This is a genomic window from bacterium (assembly GCA_040755795.1).
Classification (GTDB): Bacteria; UBA9089; CG2-30-40-21; order CG2-30-40-21; family SBAY01; genus JBFLXS01.
This window is the reverse complement of record JBFLXS010000035.1, coordinates 1-18,974: the sequence shown is the minus strand read 5'-3', so window position 1 is coordinate 18,974 and position 18,974 is coordinate 1. Positions and strand designations below refer to the sequence as shown.

The following is an 18,974-nucleotide window of genomic DNA, read 5'->3' as shown; positions in this document are numbered from 1 at the left end:
TATAGTTCGATGCTAAATAAACACCCCATTAGATCTTACTTTTCAAAGAACTCCAACACTCGTATTGTGTCCAAATTATGACTCACTCCCATCTTAATCCTATCTCTTTTCTATCCGTTATCTAATTCCCTTCATCTTTTCCTTAATTCTTTCCCAAATTTGTCAAAATAGCCTTCTTTTTCACCCCCATCTCCCCTTTTTACTCAGATACTTGCCGATTTCAGGATCATATCTTACAGACGATAAGATTTAATCTTCGCCAGGAGGGAATAAATAATGATTGGGAGACCATTCGGAGTCGTTTAGCCACACATACTCGGGTAACCACCACCATAAGAAGGAAAGATGGTAAAATAGTTCATATCAGAAAATCGCTTAAACCCGAGCCATATCATAAAGAGATTTATGCGGCTCTAAAAATACCTTATCAAAAAATGGGGAGGATAATAAAAATAATTATTTGAAGATGTAGTGCCCAAATTGAATTTTTATGAGTTGTAACCCATTGATTTTGCTTAACTTAATTTTTTAAACCATGAACTTGGGTTAAAATCAATAAGTTGTAAAGAGTATTCTCTTTTCTTCCCCTATATTGCCTTCCTCAAACCACCTTTTATGCTCATTGTTTCTTACTATAGCAGTTATTGAGGCAAGAGATGTTGAGCCCGTCCTTGACCAAGTCATGCCATTATCCTCTGATTACTTCCCTGAATAAATTGTTTACCCCCATTCCCTAAATCTTTTCTCAATAATTTCTTCTCCCCAATCCACAACCAATAAGTGTATACCCAATAGAAGCAATAAGCCCCAACACAAGTATAGTTGTAGTTACCCAGGTAGGATGAATAGAATCAAACCAAATAAAAAATTGGGGAAAGAGCCAGTTTTTGCTAATTCCCCAATAAATGAAAGGACCTATAATAGGAACAAAACCAGCAAGAGACACCAACTTTGTTAAAATCCCAAGCACAAAAAACACCAGCAAACCATTTTTAAAACCGTAAATGGCACATGTAGCAATAAGTAAGAAGAGAGAGATTGTCAATCCTACAATAGCCTGACAACCTTTGCTATCATCCATGATTATTCACCTCCTTGATATAAACCCTAAAGAATGGGAGTCTCTTTTAGCTCTATTTAATCTTTTTTCCTTATCTATCAACTAATATCTATCATATGAATTTGTGTCATATCTCTCACTACAAACAATACATTTTCCATGAATAGCCTTCCAACAGACCCCATGGTAAAATGTTCTTTCCCCAAATCTGAGACAGGTTGGACAAGGGCGAGGATTTCCGTAACCAGCGGCACCAAGAAGATCTCGAATATTTTTACCGCAATAGGCACAGGTTGCATCTTCCGGTATTCCTACTCTAACGGCAAATAAACCCAAAAGAGCAAGCCCAACTAAACCTGTTAGGACATACGCTATTGTTCTAATAACAGTATTTTCGGCTGAGTAAACCTTTAACGGATTTATGGAACCTGTAGTAGCATAACTGAGTACACAGATAATCCCTATCTGAAAAATGATCCCGACGATTATTTGAGATTTTCGCATTTTATTACCCTCCTTTTCTATAAAGTTTAATATTTTAAACCTCCTGGTTTCTAAAAAGCAGGAGAATCATTTTCCTAAGTTTTTGAGTCATAAGAAAAAAGATAATAGGAGCCATTGAAAATAAATTTAATGATACAGTAAAAGGTGAAATAGCTACTGGAAATAAGTTTTCAAATAGATTGTCACTTCTTAACTCTGGGAATCTTTTTGAAACAGATATCCAGTCTGGGACTAAATTGCTGTAATGTTCCTCGAAGGTTTTTTCGATTATATTATAAATATGTTTATCAAATATTGATGGAGACGATCCCCTTTTATTAATTAAGTCTATTATTAAAGGAATATTTGCAAAAGCGGAAACATTCTTTGTATTTTCAGATTTATTCAATATAACCTTAACATTTTGAGGGATAAAGTCTGGATAAAATTCCCGTATTTGTTGTGTACGATTTTGAACAACCACTTCAACTTCTCTAATAATAAAAACTATGTTAGAGATATAAATACCAGTAGATGTATATGGATTAATTGCTGAAGCGCAATCGAGTAAAACACACGAAATCCCATATTTATCTATTGCAGAAGTGACCAGTGAACAAATAATTTTCAGTATTTTATCCTGTTGTATACTTTTCATAGTAGTAAAAACTCCTGCGTCCTCAGATATTGCTGATGGTATCAGAAAAACTCTTCCACTTTTCTCTTTCAATTTCTTATTAGTCACATCTACTGCACTCTGCAATTCTGTTTTTTGTTTACTCATATATTCATGAATTGTTTTGCACGGCTCTGCTACTATACATCTACTCATTTTATTCTCAGTCAAACCTCTTATAAAAACATCAAGATCAATCATCAAAATATTATGTTTTTCTTTTCCCTGTGAAATTAAATCCGCAAAATGTTCCATAATAGTCGTTGTTCCTGACCCGCCATGGAATCCATGAAAAGCAATGATTGGGATATTAATTTTTGATAAAAGCTTTTTTTTAAGAAAAGAAAATGCCGTTTCCAATTTATTATTGTCTTCATTCTCTTCCTTTGAGTTTTCCTCTTTGAGTTCTTTGAGTCTTTTTTCTGTTTCTTGAATTATTTTTTCGTTTTCCCTTTCGGCACGGAGTAACTCTATAGGAATATCTTTGGGGTCAACGAATTCAGCTTTTCTCTCCCTGATTATCCGAAGATTTTCTTTATGCTTTTGGCCTCTTATTTCAAGACTATTTATTTCTTCTTGGACTTCTTCTTGCTCCATAATGCATTTATCTCTCCATTAAATAATCACAATTATTAACTAAATCTTTGTTTTTTTCGCCAATCTTTTCACTTTTTCAAACATCCTTCTCCCACTCCGATTTTGAAGTAAATGAAGTAATCCCTCTTTACTTGCTCTGGAAAGCATGTCGAGAAATCTTTTTATTTCACCATATTTTCTCCAAAAGATAAAGCCTACCACTGCCAAAACCAAAGATAGTCCAAAAGAGTAGGGGAATATTTCGTCAAAGACATTTGTGTTTTTAACCACCTGCTCGATAATTGAACCACTACTATCAATTATTTGCTTTGTTGAAACCCCTTTACCTCCAAAACCAAATTTCAGGATTAAGGAAATAATGGTGAATATAATACCTGTGGGAAGTAAATATTTTAGTACTTTAGCCATTTTCAGTTCTCCTGATTTACTCAAACTATTTGCTAACTCAGAAATCTTAGGCCATGTTTTGGGTAACATGACATTTGGATCAGGAATAAACTTAGGATGGTTTCTCTCGAAAGTTTTTTTAACAATATCGTAGATATAGTTATCAAACATCGTAAGTCTCATCTCATCAATATCATCCAGCCCTTCTGTTACATCAACCACCTCCATCGTAAAAGGAATATTCGCAAAGGCTGAAATGGTTTCAGGAATTCTCCCTCTTGTTTTATTTAAGACGAGATGGACATGAGTTGTCTGGAAGTCTTCGTAAAACTCTCTGACTCTATGGGCATAGTGTGTGTAGTTGTCATAAGTAATTGGTTCATTTTGTCCGATAATAAATGCCATATCAGAGATATAAGCTGCGGCAGCCGTATAAGGATTGACCACAGGACCACAATCAATAAGAACACAAGAAATTTTGTACTTATTTATGGCACTCTTTATTAGTGAACGAATAATTTCTAACATTTCATCACTATTAATATTTGCCATAGTTCTAAAAATATGAGTCTCTTCCTTCCCTGCCGCAGGAATTAAGAATACTCTGCCACTATCTCCTTCTAATTGTGTATGGGTTGCATCGATTGCCCTTTCTAATTCCATAGAACGTGTTGCTATGTATTCATGGATAGTCTTACACTTTCCTGTTAATCCACTCAATCTTGTCACAGTTAATCCTCTGTGATCAACATCAAAATCAATCATTAAAACATTGGGTTTGCCTTCACCTTGTGCAACTAAATCTGCAAACTTTGATGCAATTGTTGTTTTCCCTACCCCTCCTTTTGTTCCAAAAAAGGCAAGTTTAGGAATATCGTAGGCAATAGAATACACCTCATCTCTTCCAAAATTATTATAAGTAGCCATAAGATTACCTCCTTTAAGTTTTATTTTGTTTCTTTACCACAAAGGTATTGATTATCTTAATTTTACCCACCGTAGTTCATATCCTCTTTTCTTCATTATTATACTTTGTACTAAAGCTATTATATAATAGATTATAAGAATAATACCAATAGTAGCAAGGACAATCACCCAGGGTTTCCGCCAGAATTTTTCTGGTTGTTTGGCAAAATATGTCGCGATATTTAACCATTTACTATCCTTTGCAGGTACACCTTGAGAATCTTCGACTTCCAGAAGGAACTTATATTTCATGCCTTCCTCAGTATCCTTCAGTATGCCATTTATCTCACCCTTTTCCTCATCCAGTTTCAGCCCTTTTGGTAGCTTACCCTTTACGATTAACCATTTATAAGGAACAATACCCCCTGAAGCTGCCAGAGTAATTTGGTAAGGTATATCTACAATAGCCCCGGACAACTTCTTAGTAGTTATCTTTAAGGGTAGAACTGTTAGTTTGGGATCAACAATAAAAGATAAACTTTTTGAATCACTGCCATCTGAAAAATCTTTAATAGGTGCAGGTTCTATTCTTAAACTTACTTCTTTCTCATCGCTTTTAGATAAAACATCAATAACTTTAAGGATAAAAGTCGATGTCCCTTTCATCTTTGGAGTTCCTAAGATCAAATCATTACTCAATCTTAAACCTGCCGGCAAATCACCATTTATTAACCATCTATAAGGCTCCAACCCCCCGATAGCAGAGAGTGCTATTTTATAATAACTCCCAACCATAGCATTAGGAAGAGTATCTGTCTTGATTTTTACCGGATTTAGTTTCAATTCTTCCCATGTTATAGGAGGTAAGGGAAATACTTTTATCTTTAGTTCCTTTTGAACCGTGCTCTTTTTATCTTTATATGAATCAGATACTTGAACTGTGAAGATAAAGGTTTTTTCATGTTTAATAGGGTTTACCTTAGGTATACCACTAATGATTCCTCTTTTGTTGTCAAATTTTACTCCTTCAGGCAGCTCTCCCTGATACTGCCACAGGTATGGTTCATCTCCTCCTATAGCAGATATCGCAATGGAGTAAGGCTCTCCTTCTTTTGCATCAGGCAAGTTGGTGTCAGTAACTATCTCAAGCGAAAGGTAATGCATCTTAGCCGTTACTATGGTAGTAGCGATAACGAGAAGTAACAGAAGAAAGGCCAATGCTCCAATAGTGTTAGATAGAACATCCAGAAATGAAAGGCTAACAATATTAATCTCACGCTGTTTTTTTAATTTAGCCAAGCTGCCCTCCCGGAATTATATTTATAGGAATCCCTTTCTCAGAAAGCTTTTGAATAACAGAATACAATTGTTCCATAACTTCTTGATTTTTTTTAAAGAAGTCTGTACTTGCCTCCATAATTTGGAAAGAGGAATTCATAACCTTTGATTGTTCCTTAAGTATTTGTTGTAGTTGTGTAAGTATGTTTTGGTTTTCAGTAAGAACTCTCTCCAATTTAACCACATCTTTCACCACTGGTGCCGATTTTGCCAGGTTTTCATGTGCTCTCACAATAGTTTCTAATCTCTGAACAATCTCTTTGAATTCCTTTGTCACTTTTGATTCATCTATTTCAGAATATTCTCTGGGGATTTTTCCTGCTTTATTTAGTAGGTCTTTGAGCATTTCGTTTGTCTTTTCATTAATATCCTCAGCCATTCCCTTGCGGTTATCCTCCATAATTCGTTCAAAAGCAAATTTATGCCCTTCAAAAGCATTCTCTAATGCCGTGATGACTTCAGAATTTGAATCCTTAATAGCATCTATAACGGCCTGGGTACTGGGGTCAGCTCTGTTTGTAAGGCGGTTAACTACCTTTGCCATGCAAAAGTCATCTATTGAAGATAAAAGGTCTTCTTCTCTCTTCTGGATGGAAGACATAATTAAGACAAGTATCACACTCATCCCCAAAGCTACCAAAGTTGTATCAAAGGCTATGCCAAGATTCAATGCAATATCGGGTAAGTGTGGTATTATGTTGACAGAATCTTGTGTCTTCTCAATTACCTTAGCAAACCCTCCTATAGCCTTCCCAATACCCATAACAGTTCCAATAAATCCAAGGGTTGGGATAATCCAGACTAAGTAGCGAATCATGCTGTAGCTGGATTCGGTTACATTGCTATCTATCTCAGAAAGAGAGTTAAGAATGTTGTCAACATCAGAAGCAGATTTGGTATTAATCATCCGCCGCAGAGCCCTCTCAATTCTGTTGACAATAATCCTTTTTCTACCTTCTGCACTTATCTCTTTTATTTTTTCGATGACATTATTTGCATCTTCCAGTGTGATTTGGTCTTTTGCACCCGCAAAAATATCACTTTCGTATTTAAACCCACTTTCTTCTATTTGAATCTTTTTCCTTTTGAGAACAAGGTTACTTATCCCCAACCAAAAGCAAAAAGTTGTAAGATATGGAATAATCCCACGACTAACGAACATATCTGTAATTCCCTGAACCCATTCCAGCTTTATATGCACTAACCAAGTAAAGGAATAACTGAGGATCATTAATATTATGCTCCAAATAATTGCATACATTACATTGATATTAGCTGCCCTATAGGCATAGGTATAATATTCGCTAATTTCTTGCTCAGAGATAGGCTTACTCCTATTACTATGAAATAGCTTTTCTTTTATACTGCTAAAAATTCTATTCATTTTTTAAATAGTCTCCTACATAAGTTTTATATAGATATATAACTCTTATATATCTTTTACATATCTAAAACCGATATTTTCAGACGAATAGTCTCCACGGGCTTTCATTGGAACGAAAGTTAGTCCAGCGATTTCACAAGAATCACAAAAACTACCACCACGAAGTTCCTTAAAATTGTTTTTATCTTTGGAGTCTACCCACTCCCAGACATTACCAGTAATATTGTATATACCAAAGGGGCTAATTCCATTATCGTATTCATAGACTGGCACAGTTCTACCTATTCGTGCCTCATAGCAATTACATCTGTCTACTTCAAAATCATTACCCCAGGGGTATAGCCATCCGTCAGTTCCTCTGGCAGCTTTTTCCCATTCATCTGGTGTTGGTAAACGTACTCCTACCCACTGGCAATATGCAAGAGCATCACTCCACGAAACATTCACTACTGGATGATAACGAGATTCTTCAGGAAAAGGTTGCTTACCTTCCTTCCAGTGAACAGGACGTCTCCAATTCTTTGTCTTTATAAATTGCCAGTACTCTTCATTGGTCACAGCATACTTTCTAATAAGATACTTATAAGGTACTGAAATTCTACTATATGGTCTGCTCAACGCAGGTTGCATTTTTAATTTACTGTATAATTCAGGAGGGCAACTGCCATAAAACTCCCCCGCAGGAATGGGAATAAGTTCTCTAATATCAGGAATAGTTCCTTCCAAATCAGGGGGATCAATAGAACAGCGAAAGCCTATATCAAAACTACTATAATCAACCTTGGCTGCAGAGATATTTAAGAAGGTGAGCCCAAAGACCTCTCCTTCTTCTGAAAAGGAACCACCCCTTAGATCTTTAAAATCTACTTCCATTATTTCACCATCTTTATTCTCATATTCCTGTCGTTCACCACCATCTACCCATTCTCTAATGTTACCTACCATGTTATATGCCCCGTAAGGACTTAGCCCATTTTCATAACTATTAACAGGGGCAGTACTACCATGTTTAGCTTCAGAAGTATTACATCGCCCAGGTTCAAAAGTATTACCCCAAGGATAAAACCTTCCATCTTCTCCTCTCGCAGCTTTTTCCCATTCGGCATTGGTCGGAAGTCGAAAGCCTGCCCATTTACAGTAATTATATGCGTCTTCCCAGGAGACATTAACTACCGGATGCTCAGCAATTTCTTCATCAAATGGTCTATCACTATCAGCCCCCCAATGACTCGGATGCTTTGGATATTTTGTCATTCTAATGAATTTTAGATACTCTCTATTAGTTACCGCATACTTACTAATATAAAAGTCATCCAAATAGCTCTTACGTGGAGGATTATTATCTATCCACATCTCTTTATTCTCAGGACGAAAGCCAAACTTATTGATAATACTTTGAATTACTAATTCTGAACATCCTGCTTGATAGTGTCCTGCCGGTATTAAGACAAACACATGATTATTTCTAATAATTTCTTTTTTAACACCCTTTTCTTCCTTTTCCTTTTTATTCTCTCTCATGAAATTTATAAAGGCTGTTCTGTTTTTTTCTTCAAAAGGTACTTCCTTTCTTTCCATTTTTAGTCCCCGTTTTAATTGCTGTAAGTGATCTTTACGACGTTTCATTCCCATTTTAATCGCTTTTATTAATTTATCAAACCCACCCTCTTCATACAAATTAACCCATTGAAGTTCACTTAAAGGCTCAGGGACCTCACAATCTTCTAATTTTACAGGTATTAAATAAATATCGTGGGATGGCATTTCCTCCAGCATTTCTAAAGCCATTTTAATTTCTTTCTGAAAATACCCTCTTTTGTTAATTGAATTTTTTGAACAACATGCGAGGAAGAAATCTGATTCTTCAATAGATTTCTTTATAGTGTCTGACCACTTTTCTCCAGGAAGGATGGATTCTTTATCCAACCATGGTCTGCAGCCAGACTTCACTAGAGCTTTATATAGCTCAGTAACTTTTTCACTATCTTGCTCCACATGTGCACATCCAATAAAGATTTGGGGACTCTGGTCATCTGGTTTCTTCCTCGGAGGTTTCTCATCTTTATCAGGTGGCATTTCATTCTCTTCCTCTAACTCTTTTCTTATATGATTGATTCTTTGTTTAGCTTGTTCAACATATAATTCCTTATCTCTGCTTATTATCTCTCCCCAACATAAAGGGCATTTTGTTCCTCTTTGGGGAATATATCCACATCGTCTGCATATTCTATCTTCGATATTACATATTTCGTTTGAGTGTAAAACAGCCTCATAAACATCAAGTATATTTATTAGTAGCTCTCTGAAATCTCTGAATCTATTCCCAGAACTTTTTTCTATACATTTCATTACAATATGATTCAATTCAGTAGGGATATAAGGATACTTATCACATAAGGACTTAGGTGATTTATCATATTCAAAAGCAGAACGGGGGAATTCGTTAGAAAGCATCTTATATAATGTCACCCCAAAAGAATAAATATCAGCAGGAATATTGATATTTTGCAAACTATTTAAATATTTTTGTACGCTGAACTGACTTTTTTTATCCTCTATTTTTGATTGAATTTCTTTAAGATGGTTCTCATGTATATCTTTATCGCTTTTAAGCTGTAATGGTATCGTTTCAGGTTGAACATATTCAGCCATTCTTTCTTCTATAAGTCGAAGATGCTTTTTCCTCTTTTCCATCTCTCTTTTTAGAGATTCTAATTCATCATCTTGAATATCTATTTTCTTAATTTCATTCTCGAAATGGTGTTGCTCAGGAGAGTTATATATCTTTTCTGCATTACTGATTAAACCAAAATCGGTCATCATCAATATATTACAATCTGAAATTAAAATATTACCCGGGCTAATACCTTTATGGATAATTTGTTTGTTATTTGAATCTATAGCATTTATCATACTCCAACAAATGTTAATTGCATACTCCAGTGTTTGAGTAACAGTTAATCCTGTTTTCTCGTGGGTCTCTAATATATACTTAAGTGTATGTCCATAAATATAGTCCATCACAAAATACGGCTGTATTTCCTCTTTATCTGGCGATAATAAACCATATTCATAAATTTTGACAATGTTCGGATGGTCTTTTATGTTTTTCCAAATCTCCATTTCTTTTGTAAATATTTCTAAAAATATCTTCCGTTCTAAACTAGAAGTAAGATTTTTCATCAAAGGTATTTTAAGAGCACGTTTTTCATTTTTTTCTTCATCATTTACAATGTAAACACAACCTAATCCTTCTTTTTGATCGGTATATTTAGGGATTTCAATAACTTTGTATGGTCCTGTAATTATATCTCCTTTTTTATAGCTCATCATTCTGCTCCTAAATTTGTTCTTTCTCCCTATTTTGAGAGATATATCTTGAATAAATTAAACTTACCCACCCAATTTTTTTTCTAACTCAGCTATTTTGCTCTCAATATCTTCTTTACTCCGAATCAACTGTAAAGGAATATCAGTTTCTAATACAAATTCTGCCATACGTTCTTTAATCAATATCAAATTGCGACGAAAACTTTCCAATTGTTTCTGTAAAGAATGGATTTCTTTTTTTGAAAGACTTGAACTATCACTGTCCTTTTTACATTCTGGTGAAAAACAGACGAACACAATTTCGTTTGGGTTATTTCTTAATGCCAATAGTCTTGGTATATTTTGTTCTCCCAGATTTTCCAAATTGATTTGACTACAACCCAAGTCAAATGCACTTTTAACATCTCTACCATATCCCAAACCTTGATAAAAGGCGGCAGAAAAACTGATCGCGGCCAAATCGCCAATTGCTTTGGACATTCCAACTACACATTCAATGTGTTCTGCAATGGCCATCGCCTGTTTATCAGAATAACAGGCATTGAGCACTACGCACCGAATGTTATCCTTAAGTATAGAAAATAGTTGACTCAAGGCGCTAACAGTGACGGGTTTGCTATTTCCAGAGTCGTCTTCCATGATAATTTCGCTTGATTTGCTTCCGTGACCACTGAAATGCACAATGTCAGGCTTATGACGAAGAAGAAGACTCTGGATATCAGTAATACAAACGGCCAAATGTGCTTTGATTTCGAACATATCTCTATATTCAGCCTGATGGAGTTTCTCATCGATTGCTCGAATCTCCTCATCAAGTCTCAACCTATCAGTGTCCAAAGGATTTGCCGCGAGAAATAGAATTTTTATCATTTTTGATTCCTCTAAAAACTAAATTTCTGGTCAAGTTGCAATTGTGAACTTTCTTTTTTTCCCTTCAAACACATCTCTAATCCGCAGCTTCAACTCATCCAGCGAAAAAGGCTTGATCAGAAAATCACAGGCACCAAGTCTCATTGCCTCAATAACTATCTCAGTAGTAACATAGACACTCATCAGCACACATTGTGTATGAGGAGTAGAACCTTTTATCTCTTTAAGAATCTCTATTCCAGAAACGCCAGGGAGTTTAACATCCAGGAGTACAGCATCGAACACCCTGGTTTTTATTTGTCTTAATGCTTCCAAGCCTGTGTTAGCTTCACTAACATCATAATTTTCTTTCAGTAATACAGAAACAATTCCCATCCGTAAACATCTATCGTCTTCAACTACTAAGATACTTTTCATCCTCTTCTCCCTTAAATTTAAACTCTCCACTTCTATATAAAACATCGCCTATCAAATGGGCAGTCTATTACCCTACTAAACTTTGGTGAACATGCCTGTAAAGATGGGGTGAGGTCCATCCAATTATTATCATCTACTATCCCTTCTCTAACTGCTTGTTCATAACACCATTCAACAAGTCCATCACACCTAAAAGTAGGTATTTCTGGCGATTTATAGCCTGCAAAAAAAGAATACCTGGCCTGCTTTTGGGCCATCCCTTTAGCCCTTTCAAATATAATTTTTCTCCCAGGACGAGTTATGCTTCGATGCTTACGAAATCCCCAGAATGAGTCAGATGGGGCATCCTCATGATGGCAAAAATTATAGAGATTATTTGTTACACAGCGTTTAGGAGACATCTCTATAATTTTATGGTTCCTACAATCTTCCAGCTCTTCGCCTTTTTTACATCCAATGTAGATACCTGCATGTCCAAGTGGGCCTCCAAATCCACCCATGTATCTATGAATAGCATCGCCAGGCTCAATCTTATACCAGATCATATTATATTCTTCAAACTCTCCTATTTCTTCTGTTAAAGATGGTGTAATCTTTTTACCACTAAGAGTCCCACGAGTAATTCTCATATCTCTATGTATCAACTCATCTAATTCAGCAGATGTCCCTTGTATCTTTCCCATGGTCAACACCACTTCATCTTGAATATATTCTTCATCATCCATTTTATCTGAATCTTCTGGAATTCCTCTTAAGGTTTTTCGTTTCACACCCCTTTTGTTTCTTAGGATTATCTGTAATTCTGGTATAACCTCTTCATCTTGAATCATACCAATCATTTCTAAAGCCATCTTCCGGGTCGGTAATCCTTTTAAACTGTCTTCTGCTATTTTCAGGAGTGTCGGAGTGGCTCTTTTACCTCCTTCAGAGACAATCTCTGGTACAAGCTGAGTTATTGTCTCCCAGGAATTCCAGCTACATGCAACAATAAATTGTTCTACTAACTTTTCTATAGGGTTTTCCATTTTAACCGTCCGCCCTCCTTTGATTTCTTCTTTAATTATACTCGAAAATATCTATTCCTGTCAATTAGACAGTAGTATGATTTTTTATCATACCTTAGTCGTAGAAGTTTAGTCAAAGCCTCTTTTTAGGGCATATATGGCTGCTTGAGTCCTATCATTTACATGTAATTTCTCCAGGATGTTAGTGATATGAGTCTTAACAGTAGCCTCGCTGATATATAAAGCATTTGCAATCTCCTTATTACTCTTTCCTGCACTGAGCTGTTTTAAGACTTCCTGTTCTCTCTTAGTCAGTGAATTAAATATATCTTTGGATACTCCCTCCTCTGTTAGCCGCTTAAATTCCTTCAATAATTTGATGGCGATTGATGGGGAAAGTAAAGTTTCGCCTCTAAATACAGCTCTTATTGAGCTAAGCAGGTTTTTTGAACCATTCTCTTTTACTACATATCCAATTGCCCCTGCCTTAATTGCACTAAACAGATGCTCTTCCTCTTTATGCACGGTTAAGATTATAATTTTAGTATGCGGACTTTCTTTTTTAATCATTCTTGTAGCTGTAACTCCATCTAACTTCGGCATATCGATGTCCATTAGAACAATATCTGGCACGGAATCTTTCACCTTTGAGACTGCTTCAACTCCATTTTTTGCCTCTCCAACTACTTCAATATCTTCTTCAAACTCTAATAGCTTACATAACGCTTCTCTAAACAGGGTCTGATCCTCAGCAATCAGTATTTTCATTGGCTCCATTTATCCCTCCTCCAGGAAAGGTTCCTTTAAATAAGGAATTCGAACAATAAAAGTGCTCCCTTCACCTTTCATACTCTTTACTTCAATTGTCCCCTCGTGATCAACTATTATTTTTCGAGTGACTGCTAACCCTAACCCACTACCACCTTCTTTAGTTGTAAAGAAGGGGTCAAATATCCTGTTCAAATCATTCTCTTCAATTCCACATCCAGTATCATTTATCTCTATCAAGACAGATTTGGAATGAGGGTCTTCATCTGCTTTAACCTTCAGAGTGCCACCATCGGGCATTGCCTGGATAGCATTTAAGAGTATATTTAGAAAGACTTCTCTTATCTGGTCAGGCTCTCCTTGAATTAGGGGAATTTCCGAACTAATAGACTTCTCTATCTCTATATTTTTTCCCTCTGCTTCAGGTAGAGCGATCTTGAGAGCATTATCCAAAATCTTATCTACTTCTGTAGGTATCAAATTGATTTGGGCAGGCTTAGAAAGATTGAGGAGCCGGGATAGAAATTTTGTTAACCAATCAATCGTTCTAATGATCTCTTTTGGATGTTGGTTATCTGAAGGAAGAGCCCTCTGGCAAAGCTCAGCCTGTAATCTGATACCAGCCAGAGGATTCTTTATTTCATGAACAATCTTACTCGCCGTCTCGCCAACAGCAGCTAATCTCTCGGACAGGATCAATCTCTCCTGTGCTGTTTTAAGCTCTATCACCATCTTATCTAAATCATTACAGGTTAGAGCAAACTTTGTAAGCAGACAATAAGAAATGGCTAAGCAAAAAATCACCGGGCCAAAATCAGCTATTATAGCCGGCAGAAATGGCAACTTAAGTATCTCTGCGGTAATAAGCGTATCACCAAGTCCCAGGATGACATAAAGTCCACCTCCTACTATAATCGGAAGAATTAATCTTTGCTCCCTCCTGTCAGTCACCTTTCGATATTTATTCCACAGGATATAGAGGGCATAGAAGAATATGGGAAGGATGATGATTGCGTATATCTGATAAAGAAGTCCAGGTATCCCACCTTTAGTATAATTAGATAGGTCTTTAGGAATGTCCTGGATGAATAGATTTGTAAAGCAGACAAAAAGTAGAGCAAGACTCAACCCGTATAATGTCCTAAGCCGCCAGCGTGGGCTCTTTGTGTGAGTGTAGATAAGTGCAAAGTGAACCGAAACGGGTAGCAGTATAAGAGCTCCTACATGTTGGCCTCTTTGATATAGTAGAATCTTTTGAAAGCTATTCGTATTAAGGATTAAACAGTTGCCTAAGGAGAGAATGAAACTGGCAAAACAGATGATGCTGAAGTAGAAATATTCCTTCTCATTCCTTCGTCTATTGTAAATAAGAAGGAAAAATGCCCCAAAAACAATGTAAGAATGGAAGAAACTAATGATGGGAATGAAGTAAAATTTACTATCATGCGCCCTTCTCCTACTCAGAACCTATCCGAAAAACCAATGGACGCCTTAACCCTGGCCTGTCGCCAGGGCAGGCTTGTTAAGGTAAAATACCCCGAACAAGTTCGCGCCTCCAACTTTTCGGATAGGCTCTTAATAAACATCTCGGAAATTTAACTGAACTGATAGGAATTTGATAATATGTCCAGACGGGCATCCTTTAATAGATTGACAGGTATGTTATGATATAACAAAACCTAAAAATAATAAGGAGTCCCATCATGGAATGACGCCACTTGTGGCGTCGGAGACACTCATAGTAACTTTTTAGATATTAGAAATCTGTTCATATATCTGAATCATCAAGATAGAAACCTTTAATCCTGTTTAACCAACTCATCAAGTCTAATCACGGGTGAGTAATATCCATTTTTAATTAACTTCGAAAGAAGCTCATTACCTTTTCTTAAAGAGAGAGAATCACCACGGATTAAATCTACCAGCACACCGACACTTCCAGATATAGAAACTCCTTCTCTTAATCCCCATTCTCTTGCATCCAAATCATCGGTTAGCAAGTTATAACCTCTTATAATAGCAATACTCAAGCAAGAAGCTTCCCCTTTACCCAGATAAAGGCTAATTCGACTAAAAACTTTTTCTTCTTCTGATGTTTCAAAATGGCAAAGAGAGAGCCCGCTAATATCACTCATGGGTAACTTTCCTACTTTAATCCCTCGATTGAATTCATCAATTACATATGAGGTTGTCCCAATTTCATCAGGCTGACATGCCTTTTGCAACAAATAAAGAGAATCTATCACCGCAAAGTTAGAAAGCACGGTGTTATCAATAATAATCATCCCTACTCCTTCCATGCTCTAAATGCTTTTACTTCAGCCACAGCTTCGTCTTTACTTGATAAGCCAATTCTGATAGGGATGCCTTGCTTTTGAAATCGTTCTCTAATCTCTAACGGATGAATCTCAAGAAGCTCTGCGGCTTTGCTGAGGTTAATTTGCCTATCTAAATATGCCCCAACTATAACTCTATAAAACAAATCTCTATGAATTTCTAACATCTCCTCTAAAGCACTCTCTATAGTTTCAGGCTCCTTTTCGGATAGTTTAGTTAACTGTTCTAATTGCCACATAATTTCTCACCTCCAAATTTTAACTGATAGGGATTTGCTTTTGAGTATTTTTTGCTTCGCAACATTCTCGCTTCGCTCGAATTTGGATGTTACCTTCACTTTTGCCCCGTTAGAAATACCTGCTATTGAAACCCGTAGATATAATATCAACGGGTTGATTGTTTCACTCCCCCTTCCTCATCACTCCACTACTTATAGACATATCTAACGGGGTTTACTCATTATGGGGATATTTTACCAAAAATTTTAACTCATGTCAATAAAAAATTGCAACCTGTGCGGTTAGAATGTGTAAAAAGGGAGATAAAGGGATAATGGAGATATGGGGATGATGAAATATGTTCATAAAAACTGGTTATTCATAAGCCATAGCTGTTATCTATAAAATCTGTTTGTGGATCTAAGTCCTGATGCTATCAGGAATAGATTTAAGTAAGGAGTCAGGAATTGAACACTTACTACTTTAATCAGATACAATGAGGAATTAAAGATTTTATAAACAACATCTCCTTATCCCCATAATTTCCCTATCCCCTTTCTTACACCACTTGAATACTTAACCGCACAGGTTGAAAACTTTTAATTCTTCATCTACATGGATATAATGTGGAAAACTTTCTATTTCTGGGTGATGACTGGTGTTCTGTCGCTATTCAAATGATTGATTGGACGTTGTCCCCCGTTGACGGGGGTAGGGGGTGGATTCTTCTATTTCAGATTTCATATTCCACCCCCTTAACTCCCACCGGTGGGGGTTAACCCACCTCTGACCTCTATCTTCTGACTCCTCTCCTCTATCTTTATCCATGCTAATCCGTGTCAATCAGTGGCTGAATAGTTAGCCTTTATTAATAATTTCCAAGCCTTAAAATGATACTAATTATGAGAAACAAAATAAAACCAATGACTATGATTGTTCGCCAAACAATTTGTTGCCTTAACTCAATTACCCTTCTTTCTAAAAACCTTCTTTTTTCTAATCTCGCCTCTTTTTTTTCCCTAATCCATCTATCAATTAGTTCTTGTGAATAGCCTTCATTTTTAATCCTACCCATTAATTGTTTTACATCCGCTGGAATGATTTCATCGGTAGAATGATAGACTTTACCATCAATATTGACCGTGATAACCTTATTTTCTGATGAGGGCTTTTTTTCCCCTCTACGCCTTTTTTCTTTTTGTTCTGGTCTAAAATTAAACCCACAGTAAATACAATTTGTCTGGGTATAAACACAGATTCTATTACACCCTGGACATCTTATCTGGTATGGTTTAAGGTCATCCGCAGTAGTCTTTTCTGCTATCTTTTCAAAAACATATCCGCAATACAAACAGTATAATCTATCTTTGGGATTATTTCTCTGGCACTTTGGACAAAGGATAGGGTTACTTATTTCTTCATTTTCTATTTTAATCTTATGCCCATTAACTTCGAGGCGTTCAAACCGTTTTAACTTTTGAATTGCCTTTTTGAAAACACCAGTTATTGTTCCGTGTTCTAATTTTTGAAACCGAGAGGTGTTATCATTCACAATTCTATCCTTCTTCCTTTAGATTCTAATGGTTGTTTTTGAATACTTGAAAATCGTGTTCTTGTTTTTGCCCAGTTTCTTAAGTCTTCAATTGCCTCACGCATCGTTTGAGAAAGCGGTATTGTCTCTTTAATACTTTTTAAAATATCTTCCGTAGTGAGGTCTCTTTTTAAGACAAAGGCATCAAAAAGACCCGAAATTACCGCCTGTTCAATTTCTGCTCCACTATATCCTTCTGATTCTTTTGCGAGGAGTTCAAAATCAAAAATTTCTACTTTACGGCTTCTCTTTTTAATATGAATGGCAAAAATATCCTGCCTTTCTTCATAGGTTGGTAAATCAACAAAGAATATTTCATCAAAGCGTCCTTTTCGTAACAATTCAGGTGGAAGAAGGCTGATATTGTTAGCCGTAGCAATAACAAATACCGGTTTAGTTTTTTCTTGTAGCCAGGTGAGAAAGGTACTAAATACTCTGGCAGAAGTGCCTGCATCAGAAAAGGAAGAGCTTTGCACACCAGAAAGGGCTTTTTCTATTTCATCTATCCAGAGGATTACCGGAGCAATTGATTCTGCGGTTCTGATTGCCCGGCGCATATTATCTTCAGATGAACCCACAATACCGGAGAATACCCTGCCAACATCAAAGCGAAGAAGCGGCAATTTCCAGAGCCCGGCAACTGCCTTAGCCGTAAGACTTTTGCCACAACCTTGAACTCCGATTAATAAAATTCCTTTTGGCTGAGGCAAACCAAATTCTTTGGCATTGGAGGTAAAAGCCACCGAGCGTTTTACAAGCCAGTCTTTAAGATTTTCTAAGCCACCAATATCTCCCATAACCTCTGTTGAATGATAATATTCTAACAAACCTGATTTTCGGATAACCTGTTTTTTCTCTTCAAGAATCCGCTCAATATCTTCAGCCCCTAATGTTTGGTCAACGACAATCACCCTGGCAAAGGCATTTTCTGCCTCATTTAAAGTAAGCCCAAGTGCAGCATTAATGAGTTTTTCCTTTACATCAGGGATAAGATTAATCTTAACCTCTCCAGACTTGCTAATGACCTCAATAATTTCATTCAGTAATTTATTTAAATCCCTCTCATCTGGTAAATCGAAATCAACTACGGCTATATCCTTTTCTAATTCTACTGGAAGATTTAAAATTGGAGAAAGGATAATCAAACTCTCGTAGGTATGTTTCATATTTTCTACCATGTCTCTGATTTTGCGGACAATCGTGTGGTCATTTAAATAGTGGTGAAAATCTAAGAGGATAAATACGGCGGGAAAGGTTTGACGCTCGATATAATTTAAGGCATTGATGGGGTCGCGGGTGGCTTCATCGACTTTTACCGGGGTTTCTAATTTATGAATTCCCTGGGTGCATGACCAGATAAAAAACTCTTTTTTCCTCTGCTCTGCCATTTCCTTAAGACAGTTCATTACCCTTGTTTCTTCATAACTGACGATATAAATCACCGGGTAACGAGCACGAATTAAAATATCAATCTCTTTTTCACATGGAGTGCGAAACATTTTTTTACCCACACAAAATATTTTTATTTTTAACCTCTTGCGGAAAAAGGAGGTTTTCTAAAAAAGGAAGTGTATTTTTACTCATTGGCAAAATTTGTAGATTACCTTC

The 18,974-nt window shown here is 36.3% G+C and carries 17 protein-coding genes; all 17 read right to left on the bottom strand.

The window, feature by feature from the left end; all coding sequences use genetic code 11:
- Nucleotides 1-552: 552 nt before the first annotated feature.
- On the bottom strand, nucleotides 553-684 hold the full coding sequence (locus tag AB1414_04310) for a hypothetical protein (GenBank protein ID MEW6606667.1): 132 nt from the start codon (nucleotides 682-684) through the stop codon (nucleotides 553-555).
- A gap of 61 nt (nucleotides 685-745) precedes the next feature.
- A complete protein-coding gene (locus AB1414_04305; GenBank protein ID MEW6606666.1) occupies nucleotides 746-1,081 on the bottom strand; it encodes a hypothetical protein in 336 nt (111 codons plus the stop codon).
- An 81-nt stretch (nucleotides 1,082-1,162) separates the two neighbouring features.
- Complete coding sequence (locus AB1414_04300; GenBank protein MEW6606665.1) at nucleotides 1,163-1,564, bottom strand: hypothetical protein; 402 nt, start codon at nucleotides 1,562-1,564, stop codon at nucleotides 1,163-1,165.
- A 34-nt stretch (nucleotides 1,565-1,598) separates the two neighbouring features.
- Nucleotides 1,599-2,816, bottom strand: a complete 1,218-nt coding sequence (locus AB1414_04295) for an AAA family ATPase (GenBank protein MEW6606664.1) — start codon at nucleotides 2,814-2,816, stop codon at nucleotides 1,599-1,601.
- 39 nt (nucleotides 2,817-2,855) lie between these two features.
- Nucleotides 2,856-4,130, bottom strand: coding sequence for an AAA family ATPase (locus AB1414_04290; GenBank protein MEW6606663.1), 1,275 nt, complete (start codon nucleotides 4,128-4,130; stop codon nucleotides 2,856-2,858).
- 51 nt (nucleotides 4,131-4,181) lie between these two features.
- The gene (locus AB1414_04285) at nucleotides 4,182-5,408 is read right to left on the bottom strand and encodes an Ig domain-containing protein (GenBank protein MEW6606662.1); all 1,227 of its coding nucleotides are present in this window, start codon (nucleotides 5,406-5,408) and stop codon (nucleotides 4,182-4,184) included.
- Nucleotides 5,401-6,831: a MotA/TolQ/ExbB proton channel family protein gene (locus tag AB1414_04280; GenBank protein MEW6606661.1), complete on the bottom strand. Its 1,431-nt coding sequence runs from the start codon at nucleotides 6,829-6,831 to the stop codon at nucleotides 5,401-5,403. The genes AB1414_04285 and AB1414_04280 overlap by 8 nt, the downstream gene beginning before the upstream one ends.
- Before the next feature lie 45 nt (nucleotides 6,832-6,876).
- Entirely contained in the window at nucleotides 6,877-10,164 is a 3,288-nt protein-coding gene (locus AB1414_04275; protein MEW6606660.1) for an SUMF1/EgtB/PvdO family nonheme iron enzyme, read from the bottom strand.
- 60 nt (nucleotides 10,165-10,224) lie between these two features.
- Nucleotides 10,225-11,031: a CHAT domain-containing protein gene (locus AB1414_04270; protein ID MEW6606659.1), complete on the bottom strand. Its 807-nt coding sequence runs from the start codon at nucleotides 11,029-11,031 to the stop codon at nucleotides 10,225-10,227.
- A gap of 30 nt (nucleotides 11,032-11,061) precedes the next feature.
- Nucleotides 11,062-11,448, bottom strand: a complete 387-nt coding sequence (locus AB1414_04265) for a response regulator (protein ID MEW6606658.1) — start codon at nucleotides 11,446-11,448, stop codon at nucleotides 11,062-11,064.
- 32 nt (nucleotides 11,449-11,480) lie between these two features.
- Nucleotides 11,481-12,473: a hypothetical protein gene (locus tag AB1414_04260; protein ID MEW6606657.1), complete on the bottom strand. Its 993-nt coding sequence runs from the start codon at nucleotides 12,471-12,473 to the stop codon at nucleotides 11,481-11,483.
- Between the two features lie 108 nt (nucleotides 12,474-12,581).
- Entirely contained in the window at nucleotides 12,582-13,220 is a 639-nt protein-coding gene (locus AB1414_04255) for a response regulator transcription factor (GenBank protein ID MEW6606656.1), read from the bottom strand.
- Between the two features lie 9 nt (nucleotides 13,221-13,229).
- Complete coding sequence (locus AB1414_04250; GenBank protein MEW6606655.1) at nucleotides 13,230-14,588, bottom strand: ATP-binding protein; 1,359 nt, start codon at nucleotides 14,586-14,588, stop codon at nucleotides 13,230-13,232.
- Between the two features lie 431 nt (nucleotides 14,589-15,019).
- Nucleotides 15,020-15,505 (bottom strand): DUF3368 domain-containing protein, encoded by a 486-nt coding sequence (locus tag AB1414_04245; protein MEW6606654.1) that lies wholly within the window; start codon nucleotides 15,503-15,505, stop codon nucleotides 15,020-15,022.
- 2 nt (nucleotides 15,506-15,507) lie between these two features.
- A complete protein-coding gene (locus tag AB1414_04240; GenBank protein ID MEW6606653.1) occupies nucleotides 15,508-15,795 on the bottom strand; it encodes a UPF0175 family protein in 288 nt (95 codons plus the stop codon).
- A gap of 848 nt (nucleotides 15,796-16,643) precedes the next feature.
- A complete protein-coding gene (locus AB1414_04235; GenBank protein ID MEW6606652.1) occupies nucleotides 16,644-17,327 on the bottom strand; it encodes a zinc ribbon domain-containing protein in 684 nt (227 codons plus the stop codon).
- Complete coding sequence (locus AB1414_04230) at nucleotides 17,324-18,877, bottom strand: AAA family ATPase (GenBank protein ID MEW6606651.1); 1,554 nt, start codon at nucleotides 18,875-18,877, stop codon at nucleotides 17,324-17,326. The genes AB1414_04235 and AB1414_04230 overlap by 4 nt, the downstream gene beginning before the upstream one ends.
- Between the last annotated feature and the right edge of the window lie 97 nt (nucleotides 18,878-18,974).

Bases quoted from the DNA above. Each gene is read 5' to 3' on its own strand.
- AB1414_04310 (MEW6606667.1), bottom strand. From the start codon at position 684: ATGACTTGGTCAAGGACGGGCTCAACATCTCTTGCCTCAATAACTGCT.
- AB1414_04305 (MEW6606666.1), bottom strand. From the start codon at position 1,081: ATGGATGATAGCAAAGGTTGTCAGGCTATTGTAGGATTGACAATCTCT.
- AB1414_04300 (MEW6606665.1), bottom strand. From the start codon at position 1,564: ATGCGAAAATCTCAAATAATCGTCGGGATCATTTTTCAGATAGGGATT.
- AB1414_04295 (MEW6606664.1), bottom strand. From the start codon at position 2,816: ATGGAGCAAGAAGAAGTCCAAGAAGAAATAAATAGTCTTGAAATAAGA.
- AB1414_04290 (MEW6606663.1), bottom strand. From the start codon at position 4,130: ATGGCTACTTATAATAATTTTGGAAGAGATGAGGTGTATTCTATTGCC.
- AB1414_04280 (MEW6606661.1), bottom strand. From the start codon at position 6,831: ATGAATAGAATTTTTAGCAGTATAAAAGAAAAGCTATTTCATAGTAAT.
- AB1414_04275 (MEW6606660.1), bottom strand. From the start codon at position 10,164: ATGATGAGCTATAAAAAAGGAGATATAATTACAGGACCATACAAAGTT.
- AB1414_04270 (MEW6606659.1), bottom strand. From the start codon at position 11,031: ATGATAAAAATTCTATTTCTCGCGGCAAATCCTTTGGACACTGATAGG.
- AB1414_04265 (MEW6606658.1), bottom strand. From the start codon at position 11,448: ATGAAAAGTATCTTAGTAGTTGAAGACGATAGATGTTTACGGATGGGA.
- AB1414_04260 (MEW6606657.1), bottom strand. From the start codon at position 12,473: ATGGAAAACCCTATAGAAAAGTTAGTAGAACAATTTATTGTTGCATGT.
- AB1414_04255 (MEW6606656.1), bottom strand. From the start codon at position 13,220: ATGAAAATACTGATTGCTGAGGATCAGACCCTGTTTAGAGAAGCGTTA.
- AB1414_04245 (MEW6606654.1), bottom strand. From the start codon at position 15,505: ATGATTATTATTGATAACACCGTGCTTTCTAACTTTGCGGTGATAGAT.
- AB1414_04240 (MEW6606653.1), bottom strand. From the start codon at position 15,795: ATGTGGCAATTAGAACAGTTAACTAAACTATCCGAAAAGGAGCCTGAA.